The 23,552-nt window shown below is 69.7% G+C and carries 17 protein-coding genes and 3 pseudogenes; 17 read left to right on the plus strand and 3 right to left on the minus strand.

What is annotated here, in order from left to right:
* Nucleotides 1-10: 10 nt before the first annotated feature.
* From AB0L75_RS28385 to AB0L75_RS28445, 13 genes and pseudogenes are all read left to right on the plus strand, one after another.
* On the plus strand, nucleotides 11-367 hold the full coding sequence (locus AB0L75_RS28385) for a hypothetical protein (protein ID WP_365186215.1): 357 nt from the start codon (nucleotides 11-13) through the stop codon (nucleotides 365-367).
* 19 nt (nucleotides 368-386) lie between these two features.
* On the plus strand, nucleotides 387-875 hold the full coding sequence (locus AB0L75_RS28390) for a hypothetical protein (RefSeq protein ID WP_365186216.1): 489 nt from the start codon (nucleotides 387-389) through the stop codon (nucleotides 873-875).
* 21 nt (nucleotides 876-896) lie between these two features.
* Nucleotides 897-1,664: a DUF317 domain-containing protein gene (locus AB0L75_RS28395; protein WP_365186218.1), complete on the plus strand. Its 768-nt coding sequence runs from the start codon at nucleotides 897-899 to the stop codon at nucleotides 1,662-1,664.
* Nucleotides 1,665-1,816: 152 nt separating this feature from the next.
* On the plus strand, nucleotides 1,817-2,194 hold the full coding sequence (locus tag AB0L75_RS28400) for a hypothetical protein (RefSeq protein WP_365186221.1): 378 nt from the start codon (nucleotides 1,817-1,819) through the stop codon (nucleotides 2,192-2,194).
* On the plus strand, nucleotides 2,185-3,015 hold the full coding sequence (locus AB0L75_RS28405; protein WP_365186223.1) for a DUF317 domain-containing protein: 831 nt from the start codon (nucleotides 2,185-2,187) through the stop codon (nucleotides 3,013-3,015). Before AB0L75_RS28400 ends, AB0L75_RS28405 begins: the two co-directional genes overlap by 10 nt.
* Before the next feature lie 18 nt (nucleotides 3,016-3,033).
* Nucleotides 3,034-3,630 carry a hypothetical protein gene (locus AB0L75_RS28410; RefSeq protein WP_365186225.1) on the plus strand — a complete coding sequence of 199 codons (597 nt, stop codon included), beginning with the start codon at nucleotides 3,034-3,036 and terminating at the stop codon, nucleotides 3,628-3,630.
* A gap of 6 nt (nucleotides 3,631-3,636) precedes the next feature.
* Nucleotides 3,637-4,404, plus strand: a complete 768-nt coding sequence (locus tag AB0L75_RS28415) for a DUF317 domain-containing protein (RefSeq protein WP_365186228.1) — start codon at nucleotides 3,637-3,639, stop codon at nucleotides 4,402-4,404.
* A 40-nt stretch (nucleotides 4,405-4,444) separates the two neighbouring features.
* Nucleotides 4,445-6,235, plus strand: coding sequence for a TraM recognition domain-containing protein (locus AB0L75_RS28420; protein ID WP_365186231.1), 1,791 nt, complete (start codon nucleotides 4,445-4,447; stop codon nucleotides 6,233-6,235).
* 142 nt (nucleotides 6,236-6,377) lie between these two features.
* Nucleotides 6,378-7,304: an XF1762 family protein gene (locus AB0L75_RS28425; protein ID WP_365186233.1), complete on the plus strand. Its 927-nt coding sequence runs from the start codon at nucleotides 6,378-6,380 to the stop codon at nucleotides 7,302-7,304.
* A gap of 97 nt (nucleotides 7,305-7,401) precedes the next feature.
* Nucleotides 7,402-8,268 (plus strand): hypothetical protein, encoded by an 867-nt coding sequence (locus AB0L75_RS28430; RefSeq protein WP_365186236.1) that lies wholly within the window; start codon nucleotides 7,402-7,404, stop codon nucleotides 8,266-8,268.
* Between the two features lie 133 nt (nucleotides 8,269-8,401).
* Nucleotides 8,402-9,277, plus strand: coding sequence for a hypothetical protein (locus tag AB0L75_RS28435; protein WP_365186238.1), 876 nt, complete (start codon nucleotides 8,402-8,404; stop codon nucleotides 9,275-9,277).
* A 271-nt stretch (nucleotides 9,278-9,548) separates the two neighbouring features.
* Entirely contained in the window at nucleotides 9,549-10,421 is an 873-nt protein-coding gene (locus AB0L75_RS28440; protein WP_365186322.1) for a hypothetical protein, read from the plus strand.
* Nucleotides 10,418-10,966, plus strand: a pseudogene (locus AB0L75_RS28445) (DNA cytosine methyltransferase); the annotation flags it as partial. The gene AB0L75_RS28440 and the pseudogene AB0L75_RS28445, both read left to right, overlap by 4 nt.
* Nucleotides 10,967-11,038: 72 nt before the next feature.
* On the opposite strand, the gene AB0L75_RS28450 reads toward AB0L75_RS28445, so the two are convergent.
* From AB0L75_RS28450 to AB0L75_RS28460, 3 genes are all read right to left on the minus strand, one after another.
* Complete coding sequence (locus AB0L75_RS28450; protein ID WP_365186241.1) at nucleotides 11,039-11,971, minus strand: DUF6000 family protein; 933 nt, start codon at nucleotides 11,969-11,971, stop codon at nucleotides 11,039-11,041.
* Nucleotides 11,972-12,019: 48 nt separating this feature from the next.
* A complete protein-coding gene (locus tag AB0L75_RS28455) occupies nucleotides 12,020-13,939 on the minus strand; it encodes a tyrosine-type recombinase/integrase (protein ID WP_365186244.1) in 1,920 nt (639 codons plus the stop codon).
* 167 nt (nucleotides 13,940-14,106) lie between these two features.
* A complete protein-coding gene (locus AB0L75_RS28460) occupies nucleotides 14,107-15,240 on the minus strand; it encodes a tyrosine-type recombinase/integrase (RefSeq protein WP_365186245.1) in 1,134 nt (377 codons plus the stop codon).
* A 69-nt stretch (nucleotides 15,241-15,309) separates the two neighbouring features.
* Between AB0L75_RS28460 and AB0L75_RS28465 the strand changes: the two are divergent.
* The 4 genes and pseudogenes from AB0L75_RS28465 to pglW form a co-directional block, all read left to right on the plus strand.
* Nucleotides 15,310-16,035, plus strand: a pseudogene (locus tag AB0L75_RS28465) (DNA cytosine methyltransferase); the annotation flags it as partial.
* Nucleotides 16,035-17,152, plus strand: a pseudogene (locus tag AB0L75_RS28470) (DnaB-like helicase N-terminal domain-containing protein). The pseudogenes AB0L75_RS28465 and AB0L75_RS28470, both read left to right, overlap by 1 nt.
* Before the next feature lie 66 nt (nucleotides 17,153-17,218).
* Nucleotides 17,219-18,589, plus strand: coding sequence for a DUF317 domain-containing protein (locus AB0L75_RS28475; RefSeq protein WP_365186247.1), 1,371 nt, complete (start codon nucleotides 17,219-17,221; stop codon nucleotides 18,587-18,589).
* Between the two features lie 261 nt (nucleotides 18,590-18,850).
* Complete coding sequence (gene pglW / locus AB0L75_RS28480; protein WP_365186250.1) at nucleotides 18,851-23,539, plus strand: BREX system serine/threonine kinase PglW; 4,689 nt, start codon at nucleotides 18,851-18,853, stop codon at nucleotides 23,537-23,539.
* Nucleotides 23,540-23,552: the final 13 nt, after the last annotated feature.

Genomic DNA, 23,552 nt, shown 5'->3' on the forward strand with positions numbered 1-23,552 from the left:
AAGGACGTTGATGCCCACGCCCACCCCGAACCAGACCACTCAGGTCACCCAGGCCACGGATGCCCTGGTCCGCGTCAAGGACTACCTGCGCACTGACCCGCCCGTCGGCGACGTACTGCGGCTGCTCGCCTCGCTCCTGGACGAGGACACCGGCGTGCCCATCCTGCTCGGCGACATCCTGCGCAGCGCCGCCCGCCTGGTCGCACAGCAGGCCGACCGCCCCGAACAGGACGACGAGATACGCCAGATCATCGACGGACTGCGGGAAGCCGCCCAGGAAGCCACCGACTGGCACGTCCTTCACTGGGACGTACAGCGCCTGACGGCCCGCTTCACCGACACCACCCGTGCCGATTCCGGCAACTGACCACGCCACGAGGCCCGATATGTCTTCACCGTCCTCCACCTGGCGCGGCCCCAGCCCCGACAAGGTCGCCGGAGCCCTGGACGTCCTGGGCGAGGTCCACTGGCAGACCGACAGCACGGTCTACGTTCCCGATCTCCTGCCCGTCCTGGCCACGATTCTGGACGAAGAGTCCGGCATGCCCGCGATCCTCGGCAGCCTCCTGCCTAACACGGCGGGCCTGATCGAAGGCCAGGTGCTGCCATCCTGGCCTGTCGAGATCCGGCACATCATCGCCCAGCTCAGAACGGCGGCACCCGAAGTCACCGACTGCCACGACCTGCACCAGGCCGTAGACCGGCTCGCCCAGCACGAGGCGGCGTTCGACGCCCCCCTGCCCCGGTCGTACCCCCTCACCATCACTGCCGCCCCGGCCGCCGAGCCGCACCACCACGACCAGTCCACCCCGTCGGCCAGCCCCCGCCCCGAGGCCGTCCTCGACGAGGCGCGGCGATCCGGCCACGATCGCTGACACCCGCCGTCCGGGAGGACCATGCCCCACCCGACCCCCTATGTCCTGGCAGCGCCCGGCTACCTCGCCGGCGGCGGCGACTGGGAACACCTGACCCAGTGGCTGCAGCGCGGCCACGGCTGGCGGGATGTGTCCACCATCGACCAGCACACTGCCCTGGCCAGCCCAGACGGCCGCCTGCATGTCGTCCTCAGCCGCCGAGCGGCCTGGACATGGACCCTGCGCGCCACCGCCGAGGACGGGCAGGAATGGATGGCGCTGCTCGGCGCGCACATTCCCGTCGAGTACGCCACCGCAGTCGTGGAGGCCATGCTGCGGCCGGCCCCCGAACACGGCATGGACGTCCTCGGCCCGTTGCACAGCGCCGGGTGGACCACGGACCCCGCATCTCCCACACCCACGGCTGTGTCACCAGACGGACTGGTGCGCTTCGCCGAGGAACCCGCAGCCGGCCGCGCACCCCGGCCGTGGCACGCCGCCTGCACGGTCGACGGGTATCGCTGGTGGACAGCCACATTCAGCACCCACACCCCGCCCGGTGTGGTCGCCGCGCTCACCCGCAGCCTGTCCTGCGACGATCCGCTGCCGCGGATGGCGATTGGAACACCGCTGTACGGCTGCGAGCCCTACACCCGCACCACCCAGACGCCGCTCGGCTACGACGGCGAACGGGCACAGCTCGAAGCACGGATCGCCCAAGCCCGTGACCATCGCCTCTCCAGGACGCCACCGACCGCACCGCCGCCCTCCGCCGGGCGCGCTCCCCTCACCCGCGCCCGCAGCCGCTGACCGCAACAGCCTCTCCCGTTCCACGCCCCGTCTCCCGGACCGGGCTCAAGGACTACGGGCCGTAGCCACCGCGCTCCCCGTTGCTTCGCCCGTCTCCCGCCCGAGACGGCCCGCCGACCCGGGCCGTCCTCCCTTCCCAGCAACAGGACTCCATGACCGACCACACTCCCACCGCTCCCACGGCCGACGAGGTCCGCCAGGCCGCCCGAACCGTGGCCGACCTCGCCGCCTACCTGCGCACCTATCCCCCGCTCGACACCGCCCTGCCGCTCCTGAAGCCCCTGGTGGACGAGGACACCGGCGTGCCCGTCAAGCTGGGCGACGCGCTCATCGCCCTGTACAGGATTGCCGCCAACGAACCCGGCCTTCCCGGTACAACGAAGTACCCCCTCCTGTACGACGTGCGCGACGACGCCCTGCAGCTGTACGACCTCCACCACCTGCACTACAGCCTCGCCGAACTACAGCACCCCCAGAAGGCGGAATCCGGCGGCACCAGGCGGAACGCGGCGGAGCCTGGATGCCGGTGAGCGAGCGGCAGCTCGCCGCATTCGCCGACGAGCACGCCATGACCATCCCCTTCGACACCCAGCCCCGCTACATAGCAGGGCCCGGTGACCCGCGGCACGTCACCCACGCCCTGGCCACCGTCGGCTGGGCCAACCACGCCGACCCCCTCTCCGCCCAGGTCGAACTCATCAGCCCGGACCGGCGCACCACCCTCCGGATCTCGCCGCAGGACTCCGGGGCATGGTGGCGCATCGACGGGAATCCGGCCGACGGACCGTACTGGTACGCCCACTTCGGCCAGATGATCCCCGTCGAGATCCTCGCCGGACTGACCGACGCCCTCACCGGCCCCGTTCCACACGAGATCCCGGATGTGTGGGCGGTGTTCTCCGCGGCCGGCTGGACCTGCACGCGGCAGGACGACGGCACGCATCTCGCCGTCTCGCCCGACCAACTGGTCCATGTCAGCCGGGAGACACGCCACTCGGGCGAGGACCGTCCCTTCTGGCGGATCGAGGCGTTCGGGGCGTCGTGGGAGAGGCTTCCGTTCTGGACCGCGTGGCTGGCCAACTCCCCTCCTGCCCACGTGATGTCCGGCTTCGCCTCAGCGCTGGTCAGTGCTGACCCCCTCCAGCGCGGCATGCACGCCCGCACCGGCTACAGCGTCACCCAGGAACGCAGCCCGCTCACTCCCGAGCAGGTCATTGAGACCCACACAAGGCGCCTTGAAGCCGCCCGTGCACGAGCCCGGTCCGCCCGCCAGGCCCAGAAGCCCGCACCGCACACACGTCCCGCCGCCGTCCCCGACCGTCCCCAAACCGCTGTCGGCCGGGGCCGCTGACCGGCCCAGAAAGGTTCCATGCCCTCCCCGACCAGCCCCAGCGCAACCCACCGCCAGCGCCTGGAGCAGCTCACCGTCTTCATCCGCGTCAGCGAAGAGATCCAGCATGCCTGGGGCGTCTACGCCGACGAGCACACCGACCTGGACGACTGGCCCCTCGACGAGGACGCCTACGGCCGGCGGGCCGCCCAGCGCGACGCCGACACCTGGTGGGCCTTCAACCGCGTACGGTCCTTCGCCAAGGACTTGCTGGCCACCGCCGAAGTCCAGCTGCAGCTGCTCAACCCCGCCCACGTCCAGGCCCGCTGGCCCTGGCAGCTCGCCACCCTCGACGACGCCCTGAAGCAGCTCAATGCGCTGCAGCAGCAGTGGCTCGACGCCCGTGACAGTCTGCCGTCGTCCGCCCGACCGGGCACCGACGCGTACGACGACGCGCTCGCCGAGCGCAACGCGGAAGCCTGGTCCTACCTCGACGACTGGGCCAGCCACAGCCCAGCCATCCTCGAAATCCACGCCGCAGCCCAGGACCTCCCGCCACGCTCGTCCGCCCTCACCACTGTCAAGGCCCAGCCGCTCTCCTCGGCACCGGCCACGGCGCCCGTGGCCCGGAGATGAAGGCGGATGGCTAACGACATCGAAGTGGCGCTCGTCGCCCCCTGCTACCTCGCCGGCCCCGGCGACCCAGCCTGGATCACCGTCCCACTCCACCGCGCCTGCGGCTGGACCACCACCGAGGAACCACTGACACGCCGCGTCGTCCGGACCAGCCCCGACCGGCAGGCCGAACTGCGCGTCGACCCCACTCCGGACGACCAGTGGTGGCACCTGCACCACGCTGCCGACGCCGACCACCCGGCCTGGTACGCGAGTTTCGGGGCACGCACCCCGGTGGAACTCATCGCCGCCGTCCTCGACGCACTCACCGACCCCGTCACACCGCAAGCGACCGCCTGCGACCCCTTGGAGCCTGTGCGGCAAGCCGGATGGGCCTGGTCGCCAGGCGCCCGCATCTCGCCCGACGGCATCGCAGAGATCGAGCACTTCACCGATCACGGCAGCAACAGCTGGTTCATCACGGCCGCCCTCAGCGATGACCCGGAGAACTCGCTCTGGCAGGCATGCTTCGGCGGCAACACTCCGGACTACCTGATCACCGCCTTCACCCGGACCCTCGCCGACCCGTCGCCGCTGATCCGCGATCCCCTCAGCCTCCCGCCCCGCGCTCGCCGGCACACACACCTGCGCACCGAGCAACTGCCCGCCGGGACAGTCGCCTTCGCGCTGGAGCACCGCACGGCCGCCCTTGCCCAGCGTCGCGCCCCGTCACCGGCGACTTCGACGGCGCCGCCGGCCCCACCGCAGGAGCCAAGGCCGCGCCGAGCCCGCTGACCGGCCCACCCCGCCCGACTCCCCTTTCGGAACTGCCCTCTTGCCCCAGCCCTCCTCCAACTCCACCGACGGCTACGACATTGCCTTCAAGATCCTTCTGGGGGTTCTCGCCGTCGCCGTGCCCCTGTCCAACCTCGCCTGGCTCGGCGGACAGATCACCTCCTGGGCCACCGGCTCCGGACCCGCCGCCCCCTACCAGCCCGTCCAAGCCCTCCTGCACCCCGACCAGCTCTGGCCCGACCTGGGCGAGACGTCCCTCCTGATCGGCACCCGCATTCTGCCCAGCGCCGCACTGCTCGCTCTCGGTATCACCGCCGCATTCCTGCGGACTCGACACAACGGCGGCAGCAGCGGACGGAAGAAGATCCCCGCAATGGCCAAGGCCCGGGACATCGAGCCCCTGATGTCCAAGGCCATCACCGCCAAGGCCCGTTCCTTGCGTCCCAGTCTGAAGAACGCGAAGCACATCGACGCGAAGGACACCGGCATCCTCCTCGGCAACCTCCAGGGCACCCGCCACGAGGTCCGCATGGGGTACGAGGACGTCGCCGTCGCGATCATGGCACCCCGCTCCGGCAAGACCACGTCGCTGGCGATCCCCTCCATCCTCAACGCCCCCGGCCCCGTCCTGCTGACCTCAAACAAGGCGGCCGGTGACGCCTACACCGCGACCATCGACGCACGAGCGGCGGTGGGTCGAGTCTGGTCGATGGACCCCCAGCAGATCGCCCACGCGGCCCGTCAGATGTGGTGGAACCCGCTCGCGGACGCCAAGACCCTGGACGGCGCGGGCAGGCTCGCCGGTCACTTCCTCGCCGCCAGCGTGGACGCCTCCCAGCAGGGCGACTTCTGGTCCAAGGCCGGATCCAACATCCTCTCCCAGCTCTTCCTCGCCGCGGCCCTCGACGAACGGCCGATCACCGACGTCATGCACTGGCTCGCGTTCCCCGCCGACCGGACCCCTCTCGACATCCTCCGCGACCACGGCTTCACCGCCGTCGCCGCCCAGCTCAAGGGCACCGTGGAAGGCCCGCCGGAAACCCGCGACGGCATCTACGAGACGGCCCGCCAGTACGCCGCCGCGCTGCTCAACTCCGAGATCGCCGCCTGGGTCACCCCGCAGAAGGACGTCCCCGAGTTCCGTCCGTCGCAGTTCGTCACGTCCACCGACACGCTGTATCTGCTGTCGAAGGACGGCGGAGGCGGCGCCTCCGCATTGATCGCGGCATGCGCGGACTCCGTGATGCGGGCCGCGACTGCCCAGGCCGAACGTGCCGGCGGACGCCTCGACCCGCCCATGCTCGCGATCCTGGACGAGGCCGCCAACGTCTGCAAGATCAGCGACCTGCCGGACCTGTACTCCCACCTCGGCTCGCGCGGGATCATCCCGATCACGATCCTGCAGTCCTACCGTCAGGGGCAAAAGGTGTGGTCGGACGCGGGCATGGACGCCATGTGGTCCGCCTCGACCGTGAAGGTCATCGGCTCCGGCATCGACGACCCCGACTTCGCCGACAAGCTGTCCCGGCTGATCGGTGACCACGACGTCGAGACGACGTCCACCTCCACGTCCGAGTCCGGAAAGTCGACCTCCGTGAGCATGCGGCAGGAGCGGATCCTGCCAGCCGACGCGATCCGCGCCCTGCCCAAGGGCACCGCCCTCGTCTTCGCCACCGGCATGCGCGCCGCCATGCTCGACCTGCGCCCCTGGTACGCGGAGCCCGGCGCCGGCGAACTGGCCGCCGCCTCCGACCGGGCGACCAAGGACATCACCGCGCGCGCCGTCGCCAAGCACACCCCGGTCCAGTCCGACTTCCGGAAGGCGGCATGAGCGGTCCTCGGCTGCACCTGGTGCCGGTCCGCTCCCGCGAAGCGAAGGAGTTCGTCCGCACCTGGCACCGCCACCACCCACCGCCCGCCGGACAGATCTTCGCACCGTCGGAGCCGCCGACGAAGCAGGCACCCTGCGCGCCGTGGCCATCGTGGGCAGGCCGGTCGCCCGTCACCTCGACGACGGCACCACCCTCGAAGTCACCCGCACCGCCAGCGACGGCACACCCAACGCCAACTCCCTGCTTTATGGGGCGGCATGGCGGGCAGCCAAAGCCCTCGGATACCGGCGCCTGGTCACCTACACGCAGGAGGGCGAGAGCGGCGCGTCGCTGCGCGGTGCCGGATGGCGCCTCATCGCCAACCGCCCGCCCCGCGCCGGATGGCACACCCCTTCCCGGCCCCGCACCGACCACGGCACTGACCGCATCGCACGCTTCCTGTGGGAAGCACCCTGCCCCCCGTTCAGAGGTGGCGTGCAGACCATCGACGTGACCGAGCACACCCGTCACCTCGGCCAGGTAGCGCCCGCATTGGAGAGCCTGCGCACGGAGGTGGAGCAGGTCCGAGAAGGCGACATCGCCAAGCCGGTCAGGCAGATCGCACCCATCTGCCTGCGCGTGCAGCAGCTGGCCATGCAGTGCACCCAGCAGTTCCACGAACTGTCCATCAGCCATTACGCATTCATGAGGGGTGGCCAGGAGAACCTCGCTCATCTCGCCGACGCCTGCTACCGGGTCTCGCTTGCCGCCACCCTGTGCAACCTGGCCATCCACCAGCGCACCGAGATCCTGCTGTACGAGGACGCCGACCCGACCCCCGCCGCCAGCCGTGACCAACTCCGGCGTGCGGCAGACGAAATGAAACAGGCGGCCACCACCTACCGGGGTCTGGCACAAGCGCTGTCCCGCCGACTGGCCCCGGCCGCGGCACGAAACGAGGACCAGCAGCTCGTCGCCTCCGCGCTCACGGAGCACCCGGAGATCGCCACCGCGCGTACAGCACCCGCATCGGCCGCGACGCTCCCTCCGGGGACGGCGACGAGGCCGCCCGCGCCCGCGAGGCGCTGACCGCTTGCTCGTGCGCCCGCACACGGCTTCGGGCAAGTCGGCTCCCGGCGCTCTCGCGCACCCCGAGGGCCTCATCCCTCTGTTCCTTTCCTTCCCCATGGGCCCTCACCCGGCCCACAGGCCGCCACGGGCCACCAGCGCCCACCAGATCGACCTCCTCGCACAGGTCGACCATCTACGCACGCTCGGCGCCGACTTCGGCGCCCTGCACACCAGCGTCACCAAACTGAAGGCCGAGCCAGGCAGCGAACTGCTTGCCCAACTCGCTCCGAAGATCGTCCAGATCCACGAACTGTTCGGCCGCACCCTTCAGCGGCTGGCTGCCCTCGACGGCAGCCAGTACACCGTCGTACCCGGCAGCCGCTCCTCCCTGGAAACCCTCAGCTCCGCCGCCGCCACGGCCTCGCTCGCCGCCGCCGACCTGGCGAACGCGGTGGCCGAAAATCCACTGGAAGGCGCCGACTTCGCCGGCGGCCCGCCGGTCGATGACGATGCGGTGCGCAGAGTCCGGCATGCCGAGGCCGCGCCCCGGCTGGCCGCAGCCCTGGCCGATGCCGCCCACGATCTCGACCTGTGCGCGACTTCCTGCCTGTACACCGCCTCCGGCATCATCCGCAACCTCACGGACCACCCAGAGCACCGGCCGCCCCTCCCGCATCTGACCCCCGCCCAACACACGGCCCTGGAAAAGATCGCCCAGGGCGGCGCCAGCCTCTCTCGGTCACTGCGCGGCGGCCGGGAGAGCGTGCAGGCCAGTGACGGCAGCACTATCCATGCCAAGCCCTTCCACGTCCTCGCCGAGAACAGACTGATCCGTGTGCAGGGGACCTCCCTGCTCGTTCGGGACATCACAATCACCACCGCCGGACGACTGGCCCTGGCCACCCAGAAACCCGGCCGCGCGCCGACAGCGGCACCGGCCAAGGTGCCCACTGCCGTCGCAACGGGTGCCCGACGCCGGTGAACTGCTTCACTGCCCCGGCCGACGCCCTCGGCCAGCCCCGCTCCGCCCCGCCCCCCTGACCGCACCCGCGCCGCCAGTGGACGGACCATACCTGCGCCGCCGCCCAGCCACTCCCTTTGAAGACCTCCCGCTAATGACAACACCGCCCGACGATGCCCTGCTGTTCGATGTCGACGTGTCCGTGCCGCCGACCCCCGTGGGGCGGCTCCTGGCCCTCGCCGACCTCTACACCCAGCACAACGACAAGGTCGATCTCCTGCTCTTCGGCCGAGCAGCAGATCCCGACCCGAGCGACTACGCAGCTTCGGCCCGCCGGCTGGAGCGCGAGACCCTCGCCGCCATCAAAGCGATCCAGGACCAACGCCTGCGCGCCAGCGACACGGTGACCGACGCCGTCGTACGGCTGAAGCAGCTCGCCTACCTCAGCGGCGGCGCCACCCGCTACCTCACCGCGGCCCAGCAGACCCTTCCCCCAGCCGACACGGCAAACGAGCGCCCCGACCCCCGTCGTGGGTTGGGCCAGTACGCGCGGCTGGCCCGTGAACTCACCGCCCTGGCACCCCGGGAGGCCGTCGAGTGCGCCGCACGCATCGCCGGCGAGATGCGCCGACGGCGTCCTGCCGCTACCGCCGCCGCTCCCGTTGACGAGCTTGACCCTGAGCAGCGCAGTGTCCTGCTCGAGGTCGCCTGCGGCCACATCGCCGTCGCCAGGGACCTCGGCCGGCAACACGTCTACTTCCGCTACACATTCGTGGGAGTCGAAGAGCTGCGTCGACTGGATGCCGAGGACCTCATCGCACGCGAGTCCGCGTCCGCACCGCCCTCCTTTCGCGGTGGTCTGCCGCGCGACCGCGTACGCCTGACCGCCCGCGGCATCGCCACCCTGGGCGCACTCATCGAACCGCCCCCCACCCTCAGGTTTCCGCCGGCTGCCCGTCCGGTGCCGACCGCAGCCAGCCAGCCGGCAGCAGGGCCATCCGCCTCGACCGGTCGATCGGCCACCCGGTAGCCGCTCCGGCGCACCGCCACCCGCTCGCCGTCCGCACCAGGCTGCCGGCCTCCGCCAGCCGAGCCCGGAAAGCCGCCGCCCTCTTCCCGGAGCCCTCTCATTACCTCGTCCGTCCCCCAACCCGCGACCTGCACCGCGCTGCGGCCCCGAAGCACTTCACCACAGCCCCTGCCCCAAACCGGCTATGAGCCTCTTCACGCAAGGAAGCGCAATTCCCGCATCCCCCGCCCTCACCTGCATTTCACTAGGCGCCGGAATTCAGTCCAGCGCCCTGCTCGCCCTCTCCGCCAACGGAGTACTCCCCAAGGCTGATTACGCCATTTTTGCCGACACCGGATGGGAACCCCGCGCGGTTTACAAACATCTCGACAGACTCGAACAGGAAGTAGCCATACCGGCCGGAATACCCATCCTCAGAGTCTCCTCGGGTAACATCCGAAAGGACGCGCTCGACCCGGAACACCGATTCGCCTCCATGCCCCTCTGCATCCTCAATCAGGATGGCAGACAAGGGATGACCAGGCGGCAATGTACCGGGGAGTACAAAATTAAGCCGATCAAGAAAAGGGTCCGGGAACTTCTCGGATACCCCTACCCCGCCCGCATCCCGAAGGACGTCTTCGTCGAACAGTGGGTAGGTATTTCCACGGACGAATTCCATCGCGCGAAGGACGCCGACGTCCGCTACATGCGCAACCGGCATCCGCTCATCGACATGGACTGGTCGCGAGGGGACTGCATTCGGTACCTGACGTCGCTCGGCCTGGCGGACACTCCGAAATCGAGTTGCCTGGGTTGCCCGTTCCACGGAAATGCGCAGTGGCGGAATATCCGTGACACGAGTCCGGACGAGTGGCAGGACGTCGTGGAATTCGACGCCGCCATCCGTCAGGGCAACGCCCGCGCGAACGCGAGCGGCAATCGGCTCCTCGGGCAGGCATTTCTGCACCGTTCCAGGGTACCGCTGGGCGAAGCCCCGATCGACCATGTCACCGCAGCCGAATGGGCCGCCCGCCAGACCGAGTTGACCGACGCTCCTGATGCGCAGGAGCTGGAGCAGGGTGTGGTGGACGGCTGTTCGCCCTGGGCCTGCCGGGGCAGCGAACCGGACTTCACTCGGGACGACTTCGGGCTGGCCAGTTGATACTCGACCTCTTCGCAGGCCCCGGGGGTTGGAGCCACTCGCTCAGCGTGCTCGGGGCGCGGGATGTCGGTCTGGAGTGGGACGAGTGGGCGTGCAAGACGCGTGCTGCCGCTGGGCAGTTGACCATCCGGACCGATGTGGCGCGTTATCCGACGTGGCCGTGGGTCGGGAAGACCCAGGGTCTGATCGCCTCCCCTCCGTGTCAGGCGTGGTCGATGGCCGGCAAACGGCTCGGACTAGTGGACCAGCCGCTGGTGCACCAGGCTGTGGCGGACCTCGCCGCCGGGCGGGACACCCGTGAGAAGCTGCTGGCCGCCTGCAGGGACGAGCGCAGTCTGCTGGCCGCCGAGCCCATGCGCTACCTCCACGCCCTGAACACGGTCGGCGAACCCGAGTGGATCGCCATGGAGGAAGTACCGGACGTCCTGCCGCTATGGAGGCAGTATGCCGCCATCCTGCGCACCTGGGGCTTCTCCGTGTGGACCGGGATCCTCAACGCAGCCGACTACGGCGTACCCCAGACCAGGCGGCGGGCCATCCTCCTTTATCTGGACACTTTCATGTCCTGCGGGGGCGATATCCCTCGTCCGAGTGACACTCGATCAGGCGGGGGCCGGTCAGTGCTCGTGCTCTGCGAGCTCGGCCTCAGCCGCGCTCAGGGAGTCGAAGACCTCAGTAATGGGCCATGGGGCCTGATCAGGGTGCCCGGTCCAGGTGAGATGGACGACTGCCCAGCTGGTCGGCGTCTCGTCGATGCGAGCGAACACGTGGTCACACCCCTCGCAGCGGGCGATCACGTTCGCGGAACGTCCTTCCAGAACATGACCAGGTCCGAGCTCTGCACGAAGCTCTGTCGTGAGCCGGGACTCTTGCTCTGGAGTGACCCGTATCCACGGGTCAGCAAGCAGCTCTGGGCGCCGGCTGACGCCCCGGTCCGTACTTGCAGTGCGGACGGCTTGATCCGTGAACGAACACAGCTTGTCGATCCGCTCCTTCTCGTCCGCAGGGTTATGCCCGTTCTGTGCCCATTGCTCCCAAAGTCCATTGGCCTGCATGAATTGGGTGGCGTGGTGGGTGCGAAGACGCTCATCGATGTGCTGGAGGGCGCCAAGTGCCCAGTGCTGGTCGTATCGGCAATCTGGTCGCCGGAGGTATCGGTCCAGGTAGGTGACGAGGAGCTCGGCGTCCTTTGCCGTGCCGAGGCGGGCCAGCGCGAAGCAGTAGCCCTGGCCAGCGTAGGTGAGCTCGCTGGCCAGCAGCAGCTCTCCAAGTCGTCCACGGAACTGCTCCCGGCGGCTCAGCCCGATCAGCCAGGCCGCGGTGATCCGGGATCTCCACTCACTGTCGAGCAGGACTCCGAGTGCGTAGTCGGTGATCTGCTCGGCGTCCTCCGCCAGCGAGCGGAGGAAGTCCGCCCGTTCTGCCGGCACCAGCGTCACGAAGTTTCCGTGGAGGAGCTTTAGGTATCGCTTGATCTTTCCCTCGCCAGGGACCATGTAGCGGCGGACGGTGTTCATCAATTCGGGGTCGCTGGCGTTGGGATAGCGCATGACCGCATTCTCGCTGGGGCGTCGTCGCTGGTCCACGCGTTTGCGTTCTCAGTGATCTTCGTCCGCCGTAGCGTCATGGGGCTCGCCCAGATCGTCCAGAAGGCTTCGAAGCCGGTCAGCAGTGCGCTGATGCCGTTCGGCCTCGCGCTCCCAGCCACGGGCCTCGGCGTCGTTGACCAACTGCCGTTCCACACCAAGACGTTGACGCAGTCGTGGCGCGTACTGAGGTGTGGTGATGAACTTCGCGCAGGTCAGGTAGAGCTCGCACTCGCAGGGACCTTCCTGCGGCAGGCGCAGGCAACGGCCCAGCTCAAGTTCGGTCTTGTAGAAGTTGGTCTTCAGCCAGTCCAGTGCGTCCTGATCGAGCTGGCCAGCGCGCAGGGTTTCGGCGAGCGGTCCGGCGATGACGGCGCCGGGTTGAAGGACGGACTGGTAGTCGGCCAGGACGCTGGGGTCCGAGATGTGGGTGTACGTCATCGACATGCCGGGGCTTTTGTGCCCGAGGACCTTCATGATGGTCTGCATGCGGGCGCCCTTCTCGGCGAGCTGGGTGCCCAGGGTGTGCCGGAAGCGGTGCGCGTGGATCGCGGGTTTGCCTTCGCCGTTGAGGATCCCCAGTGCTGTGCAGATCTGGCCAAGGGGGTCGGCGAACAGGTAGTCGGGGTGGGCAAGGCAGCCGTTGCGCAGGAACAGGTAGCGCACTGGCTGCCCGAGGTCGGGATCGTAGATGCCCCGGTCGTGCTGGTTGCGCCGCAGCTGGGCAAGGGCGCGGATGGCATCTGCCGCCTCCTCGTGGACGGGGACGGTGCGTTCCTTGAGAGCCTTGCCGGCCGCAAGCCGCAGCCGGGGGGTGCCGTCGGGGTAGGCATCCAGACAGTCCAGATGAAGCTTGCGGATCTCGGTGCGGCGGGCGCCGCTCCAGCGGGCCACCAGCAGCGCGCATCGCTGCAGCGGGCAGGTCAGGGCTCGGATGCGTTCCATGACCGGTTCGAGTTGATGCTCGGGAATGAAGCGGGGAACCTTCTCGATGCGGCGGGGCATGTCCGCGGCGGTGATCAGCGGTCGGGTCGGGACGTCGTCCCATTCGCCAAGTGCGGCATGGCGGAAGAACACCGCGAGGGTGGGGATGATGCCGGCCCGGTAGGCCGGGCTCAGCGGCTCGTCCGGGTGCTTCATCTTCCGCAGCCGGTTGACCTTCTCCATGAAGGCGACCGCGTCGGCCCGGTTCAGCTGGTCGAGACGGTCGATGTGCGGTCGCTCGGTGTCCAGCCACAGCCCGAAGCGCCGCAGACCGCCGCGGGCGCTGCTCATACTCTCCGGCCGCAGCACCAAGGCTCGTTCGGCCAGGAAGCGTTCCATCACCGCGTTGATACGCGGCTTGCAACTCAGGAGCAAGCGCGGAGCGGCGGGCATCCGTGGGGGCGGATGCCCGATGACTCCCGTGTGGAACAGCGCCAACCCGGCTCGGTAGGCGTTGGTGCCCCATGCCGACTGCACGGTGGGCAACCGATGGGGAGCGATGACCTGGTCCATGCCCGGGACGCGCTGAAGGTGCCGGATGGCCTGGCGCATCTCCTCGATGTCGTCGGCGGTGATCGCCGAGATGTCGGGATCACCGCGGTGCAGGACCAGCCGGATCAGGGCCCAAGGCAGGCGCCAGTCTTCTCGGGAGTGGGCGTGCCCAAGAGCGATCAACCGCTCCTGCCGGTCGTTGACGTGTTCCCGGAAGGGCAGTCCCATCTGATCGGCGACCTGAAACGGCTTGAGCACGCCAATGCCCAGCAGCCATCCCCAGTCCAGCCGCAGGCGGCCGGTCAACCCCAGGTAGATCACGTAGTGGCGGGCCTGGAAGTTGATCCATCCGGTGGTCGCATCGAAGTCGGCGTCAGGGCGGGTGCGGCGGTTTTGGTCCTCACCGTTGCGCCAGCCCAGACGCTGCCGCAGCGGCTGGGCGAACCAGGTGGTCAAGTCAGGAAAGGTGTGCACGAACCGCTGGTGGGAGGAGGCGTGCCGACGCCTTCGGGGTTCGCTGACGTCGAGTTCGGCGATGAACGCGGCGTACTCCCGCATCGGGCAGTGGCGCGGCGCGCGCGGATCGGGGGCCGGCGATGAGGCCGGCAGCGGGACGATCGAGCTCACGGCGTCACCTCTCCGATCACCTGCCGGTAGTCCTTGATGACCTCGGGGTCGCTGACCCGGGTGTAGATCTTCATGGAGTCCGGCGTCGCATGGCCCAGCCGTGTCATCAGCGTCAGCTCGCGCATCCCGCCCTCGAACATTCGGGTGGCGTGGGTGTGGCGCAGGCTGTGCGGCGTCAGCCAGGCATCGCGGACATCGGCCCGTGTCGCTGCCCGGGCGAACATCCGCACCAGCCCGTCATAGCTGAGCGGTTCGCCGCGGCGCTTGCCCCGCCCGCCCACCAGGAAGACCCACGGGGTGTCGACATCGGCGGGACGTTCGTGCATCACGTATGCGTTCAACGCCGGCAGCGCACGCCCTTCCAGCAGGTCCACGACCCGGTCCCGTCGGGACTTCTGCAGCACTCCCCGCGGGTGATCGGGACGCTTTCGCACCGTGACTCGGCGCCGTCCGTAGGAGATGTCCTCCAGCTGCAGCCCCAGCACCTCGCCGGGGCGAAGACCCCCTTCCCACATCACCTCCAGCAAGGCCCGGTCCCGGCTGGTACGCAGCTCAGCCAGCAGCGCGGCATAGACCTCGGCCGACATGGGCCGCGGCATCGCCTCAACGGTCTTGACCCGCAGCACCCGGCGGACCGGTTGCTGCCGAGCGGCGTTGTCCAGCGCAGGCCGATGCCGTCCCGGCACCCGGGCAGCCGCCTGATCGACGACCTTGACGATCGGATTGTCCCGACCGGAGTAGCACTCGCTGGCGATCAGGAACTCGTAGAACGAGGACACCGCCGCCATGACCCGGTTGCACGTCTTCGCCGACAGCACCCGGCCCTCGGCGGTGGCAACGCCCAACTCCAGGCGCTGAGCCCGCCGCGCGGAGGAGACCAGCCGCAGCCACTGCAGGAAGTCCATCGCCCGGGACGGCGTGAACTCCTGTGCATTCAGCTCCACTTCACTCAAGAACAGGAACAACTTCTGCAGGTCATAGGCGTAGGCCCGCACCGTGTGCGGCGAGTACGCACGAACAGCCAGCAGTCGCAGGAACTCATCAACCTCGCGTACCGGCTCGCCGGACGCGTCGATCAGACGTACCTGAGGCTTACCAGGTCCCGAATCCATCACCTTCACGACACGCACGGCCGGAACCATATGCCCAACTACCCATACGCACAGTCACCGAGAAGAGGGAATCGTCCAGATAACACCGTCGCCTCCCGGGTCCGTACGGCACAGCCTCCCACGCCCACCCACGCCCAAGTCGCCGAGCCTGACTCGCTGTTCGGTCCGGGCCGCGCCCGCTGGGTCAGCATGGCCGAGGCCCTCGGATGGGGCGCGACTGACCGGCCCGTTCCCACCGTCTGCGCCGGCGGCGGACCCGGCGGCGGACCCGAACCGTTCCCTTCGGGCTCCCGCAAGTCGCTCTCCGACGCCCGGGAGCGCGGCACCTGGATGCCCAGGCCGGACGGTGTGCTCCTGCAGTCCCGCCGCGAAGGAACTGGCTGGAAGGCACGGCACGGCGCACGACAGAACCGTGCCGCCGACGCTCCGGCGCCGACGTTCACCGCCGACGCACACCGCTGGTCCTGGTCCCTGCGCAGCAACAACCAAGCGAACGCCACCGTCCGCCCGCTGTCCGAGCCGGCGGGCATACTGTTCTTCGGGCACCGCGCGAACGAGTGCACCTGGGTCGCCGAACCAGCCTCGCCTCCGAGCGAGGACACGGACACGCCAGCGGTACCCGAGCCGATCCGGATCACCGCCCGCGAGGCCGGCCTCCTGCAGACCTTCCCCGCCGACTACCCCTGGGCCGGCAACAAGGGCCAGCAGTTCTCCCAGATCGGCAACGCCGTACCGCCGTTGCTCGCCGGCCACCTCCTCGCCCCGCACCTCGGCGTCACCCTCAACCCCGACGACTTCACCCTCGCAGCCTGATGCCCCACGTCCCCGAACCCGAAGAAGACCACCTCGACGCCATCGCACCGCCCAGCCGGTGTTCCACGTCGAGCAGGCCCTCCTCGGCGCCCTCCTCCTTCATCCACACCGCCTCGGCGACGTGACCGGCATCGCCGCCGACTCGTTCTCCACCGCCGCGCACGCCGCCCTGTTCACCGCCATCAGCACCCTGCCTCCGCCCGACCCCGCCGAGCACGCGAAGAACACCAAATGGCTCGACCAAGTGCTCGCCACGGGGCGCGAACAGGCGCGCGGACTGACCGCCTCCTACCTGCACACCCTCGTCCAGGTCTGCCCCTGGCCCCGCCACGCACCGGCCTACGCCCGGATGGTAGAGGCCGAACACGCCCGCCGTCGCCTGCAGACGGCCGCCGAACGCCTCATCCAAACCGTCCACGACGCCTCCCACCCGCACCCAGACGAGACAGTGCTCGCCGAGGCCGACGCGCTTACCGCAGTCGTGGACGACATCGCGAGCCGGTTCCCGCCGCGCGCCGGAGTGCTGCCCCGCACCGCGGCACCGCCGCCGGTCAACACCACCGACCGCACCGAGGCGGTCGAGGAGGAGCAGCTGCTCCTAGCGACCGCCACCGCCCACCCCGCCGACATCGAGTCCGTCCGGTGGCTGCTCCCCGACGACCTCACCCGGCCCCTGCACGCCGGCCTGTGGCAATGCCTGACCGCCCTGGCCCGCCGCCGCGAGCCCGTCGACCCCGTCACCGTCCTATGGGAGGCCCAACAGCGCGGCCTGCTCGACAACGCGAGTGAACCCGGCGAGGTGCTCCGCCTGCTGGCCGAACCGGCCGGTTCCGTGGAGCACTGGGGCGAACGTGCCCTGCAGCGCTCCCTCCTAGCCACCGCCGATCACGCTGGCCGGCGCATCTCGGCGTACGCCGGAGACCCGGCGAACACCCCGTTCCAGCTTGTGGTGGGCGCCCGCCGCGCCATCGCCGACATCAGCGCGGTTCGCACCCGCTGGCAGCACGCCACGCGAACTGTCCCGCCACCACGGCCGCGCCCGGCACCTGCCACTCGCGCCGGCCCGCCGACCACGACGGCCGCTCACGCCGCCCGCGCCGCGCGAGCAACCCGATAGCACCCCGCATACGCCGGTGGTCGGGCCCGAAGGCCCGGCCACCGGCAGAAGAGACGACACCCCAACGTGACTCCCTCCATCGACGCTCACGTCCGCCTCGACACCCACCCAACCCATCCCAGCGCCGTGACCGCTGTCCTGACCGGCAGCCAGGCCCGCATCACTCTCATGGCTCTCGAGGCAGCCGACTGGGCCGTCCTCGCCGACAACGTCCTGGTCTTGGCCCGCATCGACCACGAGGAGCCCTACTGGGCTGAGGACGCAGCCAAGCATCTGTCCGCCGGCGGCATCAGCGTCGAAATCACCCCTCGACTCCGGGAGGCCATGGACGAGGAATGGACCTGGGCGGACTATCCGATGCCGTGGTGCACCCGCAGCGAGATCCGCGAGGTCTCCAACCACGCGCAGAAGATCCACGACGACATCCGCCACGGCCATCTCCTCATCCACGCACACGCCCACGACGGCCACACCACCGTCGCGATCGGCACGTACCTCGGCTGTGACGGCAAGTCGGTCTACCTCCACGGCGAGGACCACCTGCGCCAGGTCGCCGACACCTTCGACTCACCCGCTCAGGCCCTGCTCGCCTTCGAGAAGGTCCACTGCACCGACATGCGCCCCGGTCCGGCACCCCTAACCGACGCCGAGCGCGCCGCCGTCGAGGCCCGCACCGCCTTGGACCTCGGCGCAGCGAAACCCGGGCCTCACCGCCCGGAGCCGGAGACCGTCCCCGTCTACCTGGCCGATGCAGGCGACCACGACGCCCTCCTCGACTCCTTCCTCGACAGGCACGGCGAGTTCGAGAAGTGGCGGACCTGGTCCGACGAGACAACCCACGTCATCCACGAGTCGCAGACCCTGCGCATCGAGCGCATCCACGAGACCCCGGCCCACGAGACCGCGTGGACCGTAGCCGCCTACGAGACGCCCGTCTCCGACCGCATGTGGGTCGTCACCGCGACCGGCGCCACCCCCGCCGCGGTGATAGCGGAACTTCTGAATCACCTCGCCGACGGCGACGGCTGGGACACGACCACCGGCGTCCCGGTGGACGAGAAGATGGTCACCGCGGCCACCCAGCCGCTCTCCGACGCCGGATGGAAGCACACCGTGGACGGGCGATGGATCCGCTGGACATCCCCCGACGGGAACGTGGGCGTCCAGTTCGATGCCTTCGCAGCACAACACCCGAATCAGAACCTGGCCACCTGGACCGTCTGGGCCGGCCCCGGACCGGACCGGCCCACCTGGGCCATCACCGCGTCCCCGTATACCCCGAGTTCACTGCTGGCCGATCTCTCCGAAACCCTCGCCCACGAGACCGGCACGCGCCAGGCACAGCCTGCGGGCCGCGAACGCAGGACCAGCCTCGCTACCAGTCCGCCGGCCACGCCCATGTTTACGACCAGCCCAGCCGTCAGCCGTTCACGCTGATCATTGGCGCACACGAGCGCGGCAACGTAGCGCGGGATCGCCGGTTGGTCGAACCGGCGATCCCGCGCACATTCGTTCGCGGCGCACTCTGCCCCGTTCCATCGACGCCACGTCTGGGATTCCGCGGCCTCGGTCGTAGCACGCTCAGGCCGCTCTTGATGTCAGTGACACCCTTTAGGATTCGGTCCGAGGGTTGAGCTGTGCTTCCTGAACGCAGCGGCAGGAACTACGGCAGGCTTACAGACACGGACGGGGAGCCGCATGCTGGAAGACCGGTGGACGACGGTCACCGAGTCCGAGTATGAGCACGAGCGCCGTGGTCTTGAGGCGATCCGCCGGCGTCTGCCAGACGAGGAACCCTGGCGTGCCTGGACGAACTTCATGTTCACCGCGAACAGCGGGCACGTCCGTGAGGTCGATCTTCTGGTGGTAGCGCCGGCCGGGGTCTTCCTGGTCGAGTTGAAGGACTGGCACGGCTCGGTCCACGGCGGCGGCAACGACTGGGTGCAGACCACGCCCAGCGGGACCAGCCGTCGGCACGGCAACCCGCTGCACCTGGCGAACCGGAAGGCCAAGGAGCTGTCGGGCCTGATTAACGGCGTCTCCGGTCGGCCCGCGCACCGAACGAAGATCTGGGTGGGTGAGGCTGTCTGCTTCACGGACGACAAGCTTCAGGTGAACCTTCCGGCTGCCGACATGAACGGCGTGTTCACGGTCAAGCAGCTGGTGGAGATGCTGGCCGTGCCGCCGGGAGACGCCCGCTACCAGATCACAGCCGAGGCATCCCGCTTTGTCGATGCAGCCCTGAAAAAGCTCCGTATCGCACCGATCCGCCGCCAGTACGAGGTGGGCTCCTACCTCCTGGAGGCGAAGGCGTTCGACTCCGGGCTGTCCTGGGCCGACTATCTGGGACGCCATTCCCAGCTGCACGATCTGGCACGGGTGCGGGTCTTCCTCAGTGAACGTGGTGCCTCCGACGACGAGCGGCGCTCGGTGGAGCGTGCCGCCGCCCGCGAGGCATCGGTACTCAGCCGTTTTCGTCATCCCGGTGCGGTACAGCTGAAGAATTATCTGCCGTCGGGGCATCCCGCCGGGCCCGCGATCCTCTTCGACTACCACCCGGAGACGCTGCGCCTGGACGATTACCTGGTCCAGCACGGTGAGGGTCTCGATCTGCAGGGGCGCCTCGCGCTGGTGCGGCAGCTTGCCGAGACGGTGCGCTCCGCGCACTCCCGGCGGGTCCACCACCGCACGCTGTCGGCGCACGCGGTGCATGTGATTCCGCGCGACCGCGGTCCACGCGGGCGGGAGCTCGGCGAGGAGCAGCGCTGGCTGCGTCCGTGGACGCAGATCGCGGATTGGCAGATCGCCACTGGGCAAAGCTCCAGCCGCGGCCGGCCTCTGACCCTGGCTCCGACTAACGTGACGGGGTTCCATGTCGCCGAGCAGGCTGATCCCTATCTGGCTCCGGAGCTGAGGATTCCGAAGGCCGATCCAGTGCGCCTCGATGTGTACGGGCTCGGCGTGCTCACGTACCTGCTGGTGACCGGGCAAGCGCCTGGCGCGAGCCAGAGCGAGGTCATGGCACGTCTGGAGGCCGGCGAGAGTCTGCGTCCCAGCGCGCTCGTCGACGGTCTCAATCCGGACATCGACGATCTGGTGGAGGCTTCCACCGCGTACGAACCGGGTCGGCGTCTGTCCACGGTCGACGACTTCCTGGAGATGCTGGAGTACGTCGAGCAGGCATTCGTCGAGGAGGTCCCGGGCGGTGGGGATGCGGCTGCAGTCGCGGGCGGGGACGGCGGTTCAGCCGCAGGCGTGGGCGAGGAAAGATCCGAGCCGGAGAAGGACCCGCTGGAGGCCGTGGCCGGGGACGTACTTGCCGGACGCTGGGAGGTCGTGCGCCGCCTCGGTACAGGCTCGACCGCGCGGGCCTTCCTGGTGCGGGATCTGGAGGGCGAGCCTCGGCGCAGCGGCGGCCTGCCGGTGGCAGTGCTGAAGGTCGCGCTGAGCGAGGCCAAGCATGCTGTCCTGGATCGTGAGGCGGAGGTCCTGGGCCGGATCCACAGGGACTCCAGCATCATTTCGCTGTACGAGCCGCAGCCCCTGACATTGGCTGGGCGCCGGGTCCTGGTCCTGGAGTACGTGGGTGACAGCCGGGAGCTGAAGGACCAGGACGGCAGTGCGAGTAAGGGGCCGCGCCGCAGGGAGGACACCGTTGCCCGCCAGCTGCGGGACAACGGCCGCTTGGGCATGGACCAGCTGGAGGCGTACGGGAAGTACCTCTTCGGTGCTGTGGAGCACTTGGAGGCGGAGGGGATCTGGCACCGGGATCTGAAGCCGGACAACATCGCGATCCGGGTCCGCCCCAACGGCACCCGTCAGCTGGTGCTGATCGACTTCTCGCTCGCCGGGTACCCGGCGAAGGAAATCGAGGCGGGCACCGAGGGCTATCTCGACCCGTTCGTGGGCGTCATCACGCGCGGCTCGTACGACGGGCACGCCGAGCGGTATGCGCTGGCCGTGACGCTGCACGAGATGGCGTCGAACGAGCTGCCCCGCTGGGGTGACGGCTCGGTCACGGCCCGGCAGACGGATGCGAAGGAATGGCCGTACCCGCAGCTGGCGGCAGACGCCTTTGAGCCGGCCGTCCGGGACGGCCTTGTGGCGTTCTTCCGTAAGGCGCTGGCCCGAGATGTGAAGGACCGCTTCCCGGATCTCAAGCCGATGGAGCGTGCCTGGCAGCGGATCTTCCTGGACGCACAGCAGACCACGGCGCCGAGCACCGGTCACGGTGAGAAGTCGGGGCGCGGGGCGAAGGGCGGCACCGACGCGGTTGCCGGGTCGGCGGCGCAACCGCGGATCGGGCGGGAGGACGACGACGTCTCTGCCGAGCAGGTCCGCGACCAGCAGGCCGAGCGCGCCGACCGGAACACGCCGCTGTCGGTGGCGGGTCTGACGGTCGCAGCGCAGTCGCAGCTGTTCGCGATGGGGCTGAACACCGTCGGGGACGTCTTGGAATACTCGGCGAAGAAGTTCCTCACCGCGCCGGGCATGGGCTCGCGCACCCGGGAGGAGATCCAGCGCCGGCAGAAAGAGTGGAACGCACGCCTGGGCAAGGCGGCTCCCGCGCCGCTCAGCGCGGAGGCCCGCAAGGCGGCGGGCCAGGAGCTCTCCGACCTGGAGCGGGCGGTCGCAGAGTCGGTCGCCGCCGACGGGGACGGCGCTGACCCGCAGGTGCTGGGCGGCCTGAGCCTGGACGCGCTCGCCGCCCGTCTCGTACCGAAGCCATCCAGCGGTAGTGCCCGCTCCAATGCCAAGGAGCGCGAAGCAATCCGGCTGCTGCTGCGGCTGCCCGATGAGACAGGGACGCTGCCCGGGGGCCTGGCCTGGGTCCGGCAGCGGGACGTCGCCGATGCGGTGGGCCTGACCGCGGGCCGGATCCCGCAGATCGTGAAGAAGGCGCGCGAGCGCTGGTACAAGGACGCGGCCCTGGGGCTGCTGCGTGAGCAGGTGGTGGAGCTTCTGGCTGAGCGCGGCCGGGTGGCCCCGGTGATCGAGCTCGCCGACGCCCTCATCGCCCGGCGCGGCACCCAGCACGTGGAGCGGCGCGACCGGCGTGCACTCGCCCTGTCGCTGCTGCGTGCGGTGGTCGAACGAGAGAGTTACGACAACGAGTCCCCGCCGCTCTTCCGCTACTTCCACGCCCGCATGCCCAAGGGCGCCGATCCGGTACTCGGCCTGCTCGCCCTGGATGTCCGGGAGGACGTGGACGGTCCGGACACCCCGGCGCTGCCCGCCCTGCAGGAGTACGCGCTGAACCTGGGCGTGCGGGCCGACCGGCTCGCGGCGCTTGAGTCCCTGCCGACGGCGAGCACGGTCCTCACCGAGCTGGACGCGGTGCGACGGCCGCCGGGCAGCCTGGGCTGGGACGAGCGGCGGACGGCCGAGATCGCGGTCGCCGCCTCCACCCGGGCCGCGCTCACCCCGCGGTTGGAGATCTACCCGCGCGACCTGGACCTGGTGCGTGCGCTGCGGATCACCCAGGCCGGCGTGGTCGCCGTGCAGCCGGGCGTCGAGGAGGAGCGGCAGCCGGGCCTGACGGTGGACGCGCTGCACAAGCGGGTCGCCACCCGCTTCCCCGACCTGGGCACCGATCCGCTGGCGCCGCGCGAGCTGCCCACGGGCAGCGCCCTGGTCCGCGCCCTGAAGCAGGCCGGCTTCGAGCTGAAACTGGCCACCCGCTACGACAAGGTGCTCCGGCTCATCCCGGACCGCCCCTCCGGGGACGCCACTGCCGGGCTGACCTCGGCGAGCTGGGGTGCCTCGGCTGCGCGCCGCTCGGCCCCCACCCAGTACGACGCGGACGCGGCCGTCGCCGCTGCCGTCAAGGCTGAGCAGCGACTTATGCACTCGGCGCGGCAGGACGGCTTCCGGGTCCTGACCGTGCCCCAGCGGCGGGCCGAGGACGCGGTGCAGCGGCTGGCCGGTGAGCCATACGGGGTTCGGCCGGTGTCGGTGACCGGACTGTTCGTGGCCGAACTGCGCGGCGTGGTCAGCGAGGCTGCCCGGCCGACCTGGGAGACCGTCCTCAAGGCGGACGCCGCCGAGCCGGGTAGTCGGGCTCACCAACAGCTGCGCATACGCACCGACAAGGCGTGGGGGCGGATCGAGCCGCGGCTGCGGGAGCAGCTAGCGGAGGCCGATGGTCCGCTGTTGCTCACCGACACTGCGGTGCTGGCGCGCTACGACGCGCTCGACCTGCTCGGGCGCCTCTCGGAGGAGGCTCGACAGGGCGGCAGCCCGCTGTGGCTGCTCGTGGCCCAGTCCGATCCGGCACGGGCGCCGCGGTTGGCCGGGCAGAGTGTTCCCTACCAGGCAGGGTTCGACGAGTGGATCGTTGTGCCTGACGCCTGGGTCGCGCGCAAACATCTCGCGCTTGACGCCTGACCCACTTCTCCCC

Source organism: Streptomyces sp. NPDC052101 (assembly GCF_040680235.1).
In the GTDB taxonomy this organism is placed as follows: domain Bacteria; phylum Actinomycetota; class Actinomycetes; order Streptomycetales; family Streptomycetaceae; genus Streptomyces.

What these genes read in the sequence shown, in the direction of transcription:
- AB0L75_RS28400 (WP_365186221.1), top strand. Translation starts at nt 1,817, where the DNA reads ATGACCGACCACACTCCCACCGCTCCCACGGCCGACGAGGTCCGCCAG.
- AB0L75_RS28450 (WP_365186241.1), bottom strand. Translation starts at nt 11,971, where the DNA reads ATGCGCTATCCCAACGCCAGCGACCCCGAATTGATGAACACCGTCCGC.
- AB0L75_RS28430 (WP_365186236.1), top strand. Translation starts at nt 7,402, where the DNA reads ATGGGCCCTCACCCGGCCCACAGGCCGCCACGGGCCACCAGCGCCCAC.
- AB0L75_RS28410 (WP_365186225.1), top strand. Translation starts at nt 3,034, where the DNA reads ATGCCCTCCCCGACCAGCCCCAGCGCAACCCACCGCCAGCGCCTGGAG.
- pglW (WP_365186250.1), top strand. Translation starts at nt 18,851, where the DNA reads ATGCTGGAAGACCGGTGGACGACGGTCACCGAGTCCGAGTATGAGCAC.
- AB0L75_RS28385 (WP_365186215.1), top strand. Translation starts at nt 11, where the DNA reads ATGCCCACGCCCACCCCGAACCAGACCACTCAGGTCACCCAGGCCACG.
- AB0L75_RS28390 (WP_365186216.1), top strand. Translation starts at nt 387, where the DNA reads ATGTCTTCACCGTCCTCCACCTGGCGCGGCCCCAGCCCCGACAAGGTC.
- AB0L75_RS28395 (WP_365186218.1), top strand. Translation starts at nt 897, where the DNA reads ATGCCCCACCCGACCCCCTATGTCCTGGCAGCGCCCGGCTACCTCGCC.
- AB0L75_RS28435 (WP_365186238.1), top strand. Translation starts at nt 8,402, where the DNA reads ATGACAACACCGCCCGACGATGCCCTGCTGTTCGATGTCGACGTGTCC.
- AB0L75_RS28405 (WP_365186223.1), top strand. Translation starts at nt 2,185, where the DNA reads ATGCCGGTGAGCGAGCGGCAGCTCGCCGCATTCGCCGACGAGCACGCC.
- AB0L75_RS28415 (WP_365186228.1), top strand. Translation starts at nt 3,637, where the DNA reads ATGGCTAACGACATCGAAGTGGCGCTCGTCGCCCCCTGCTACCTCGCC.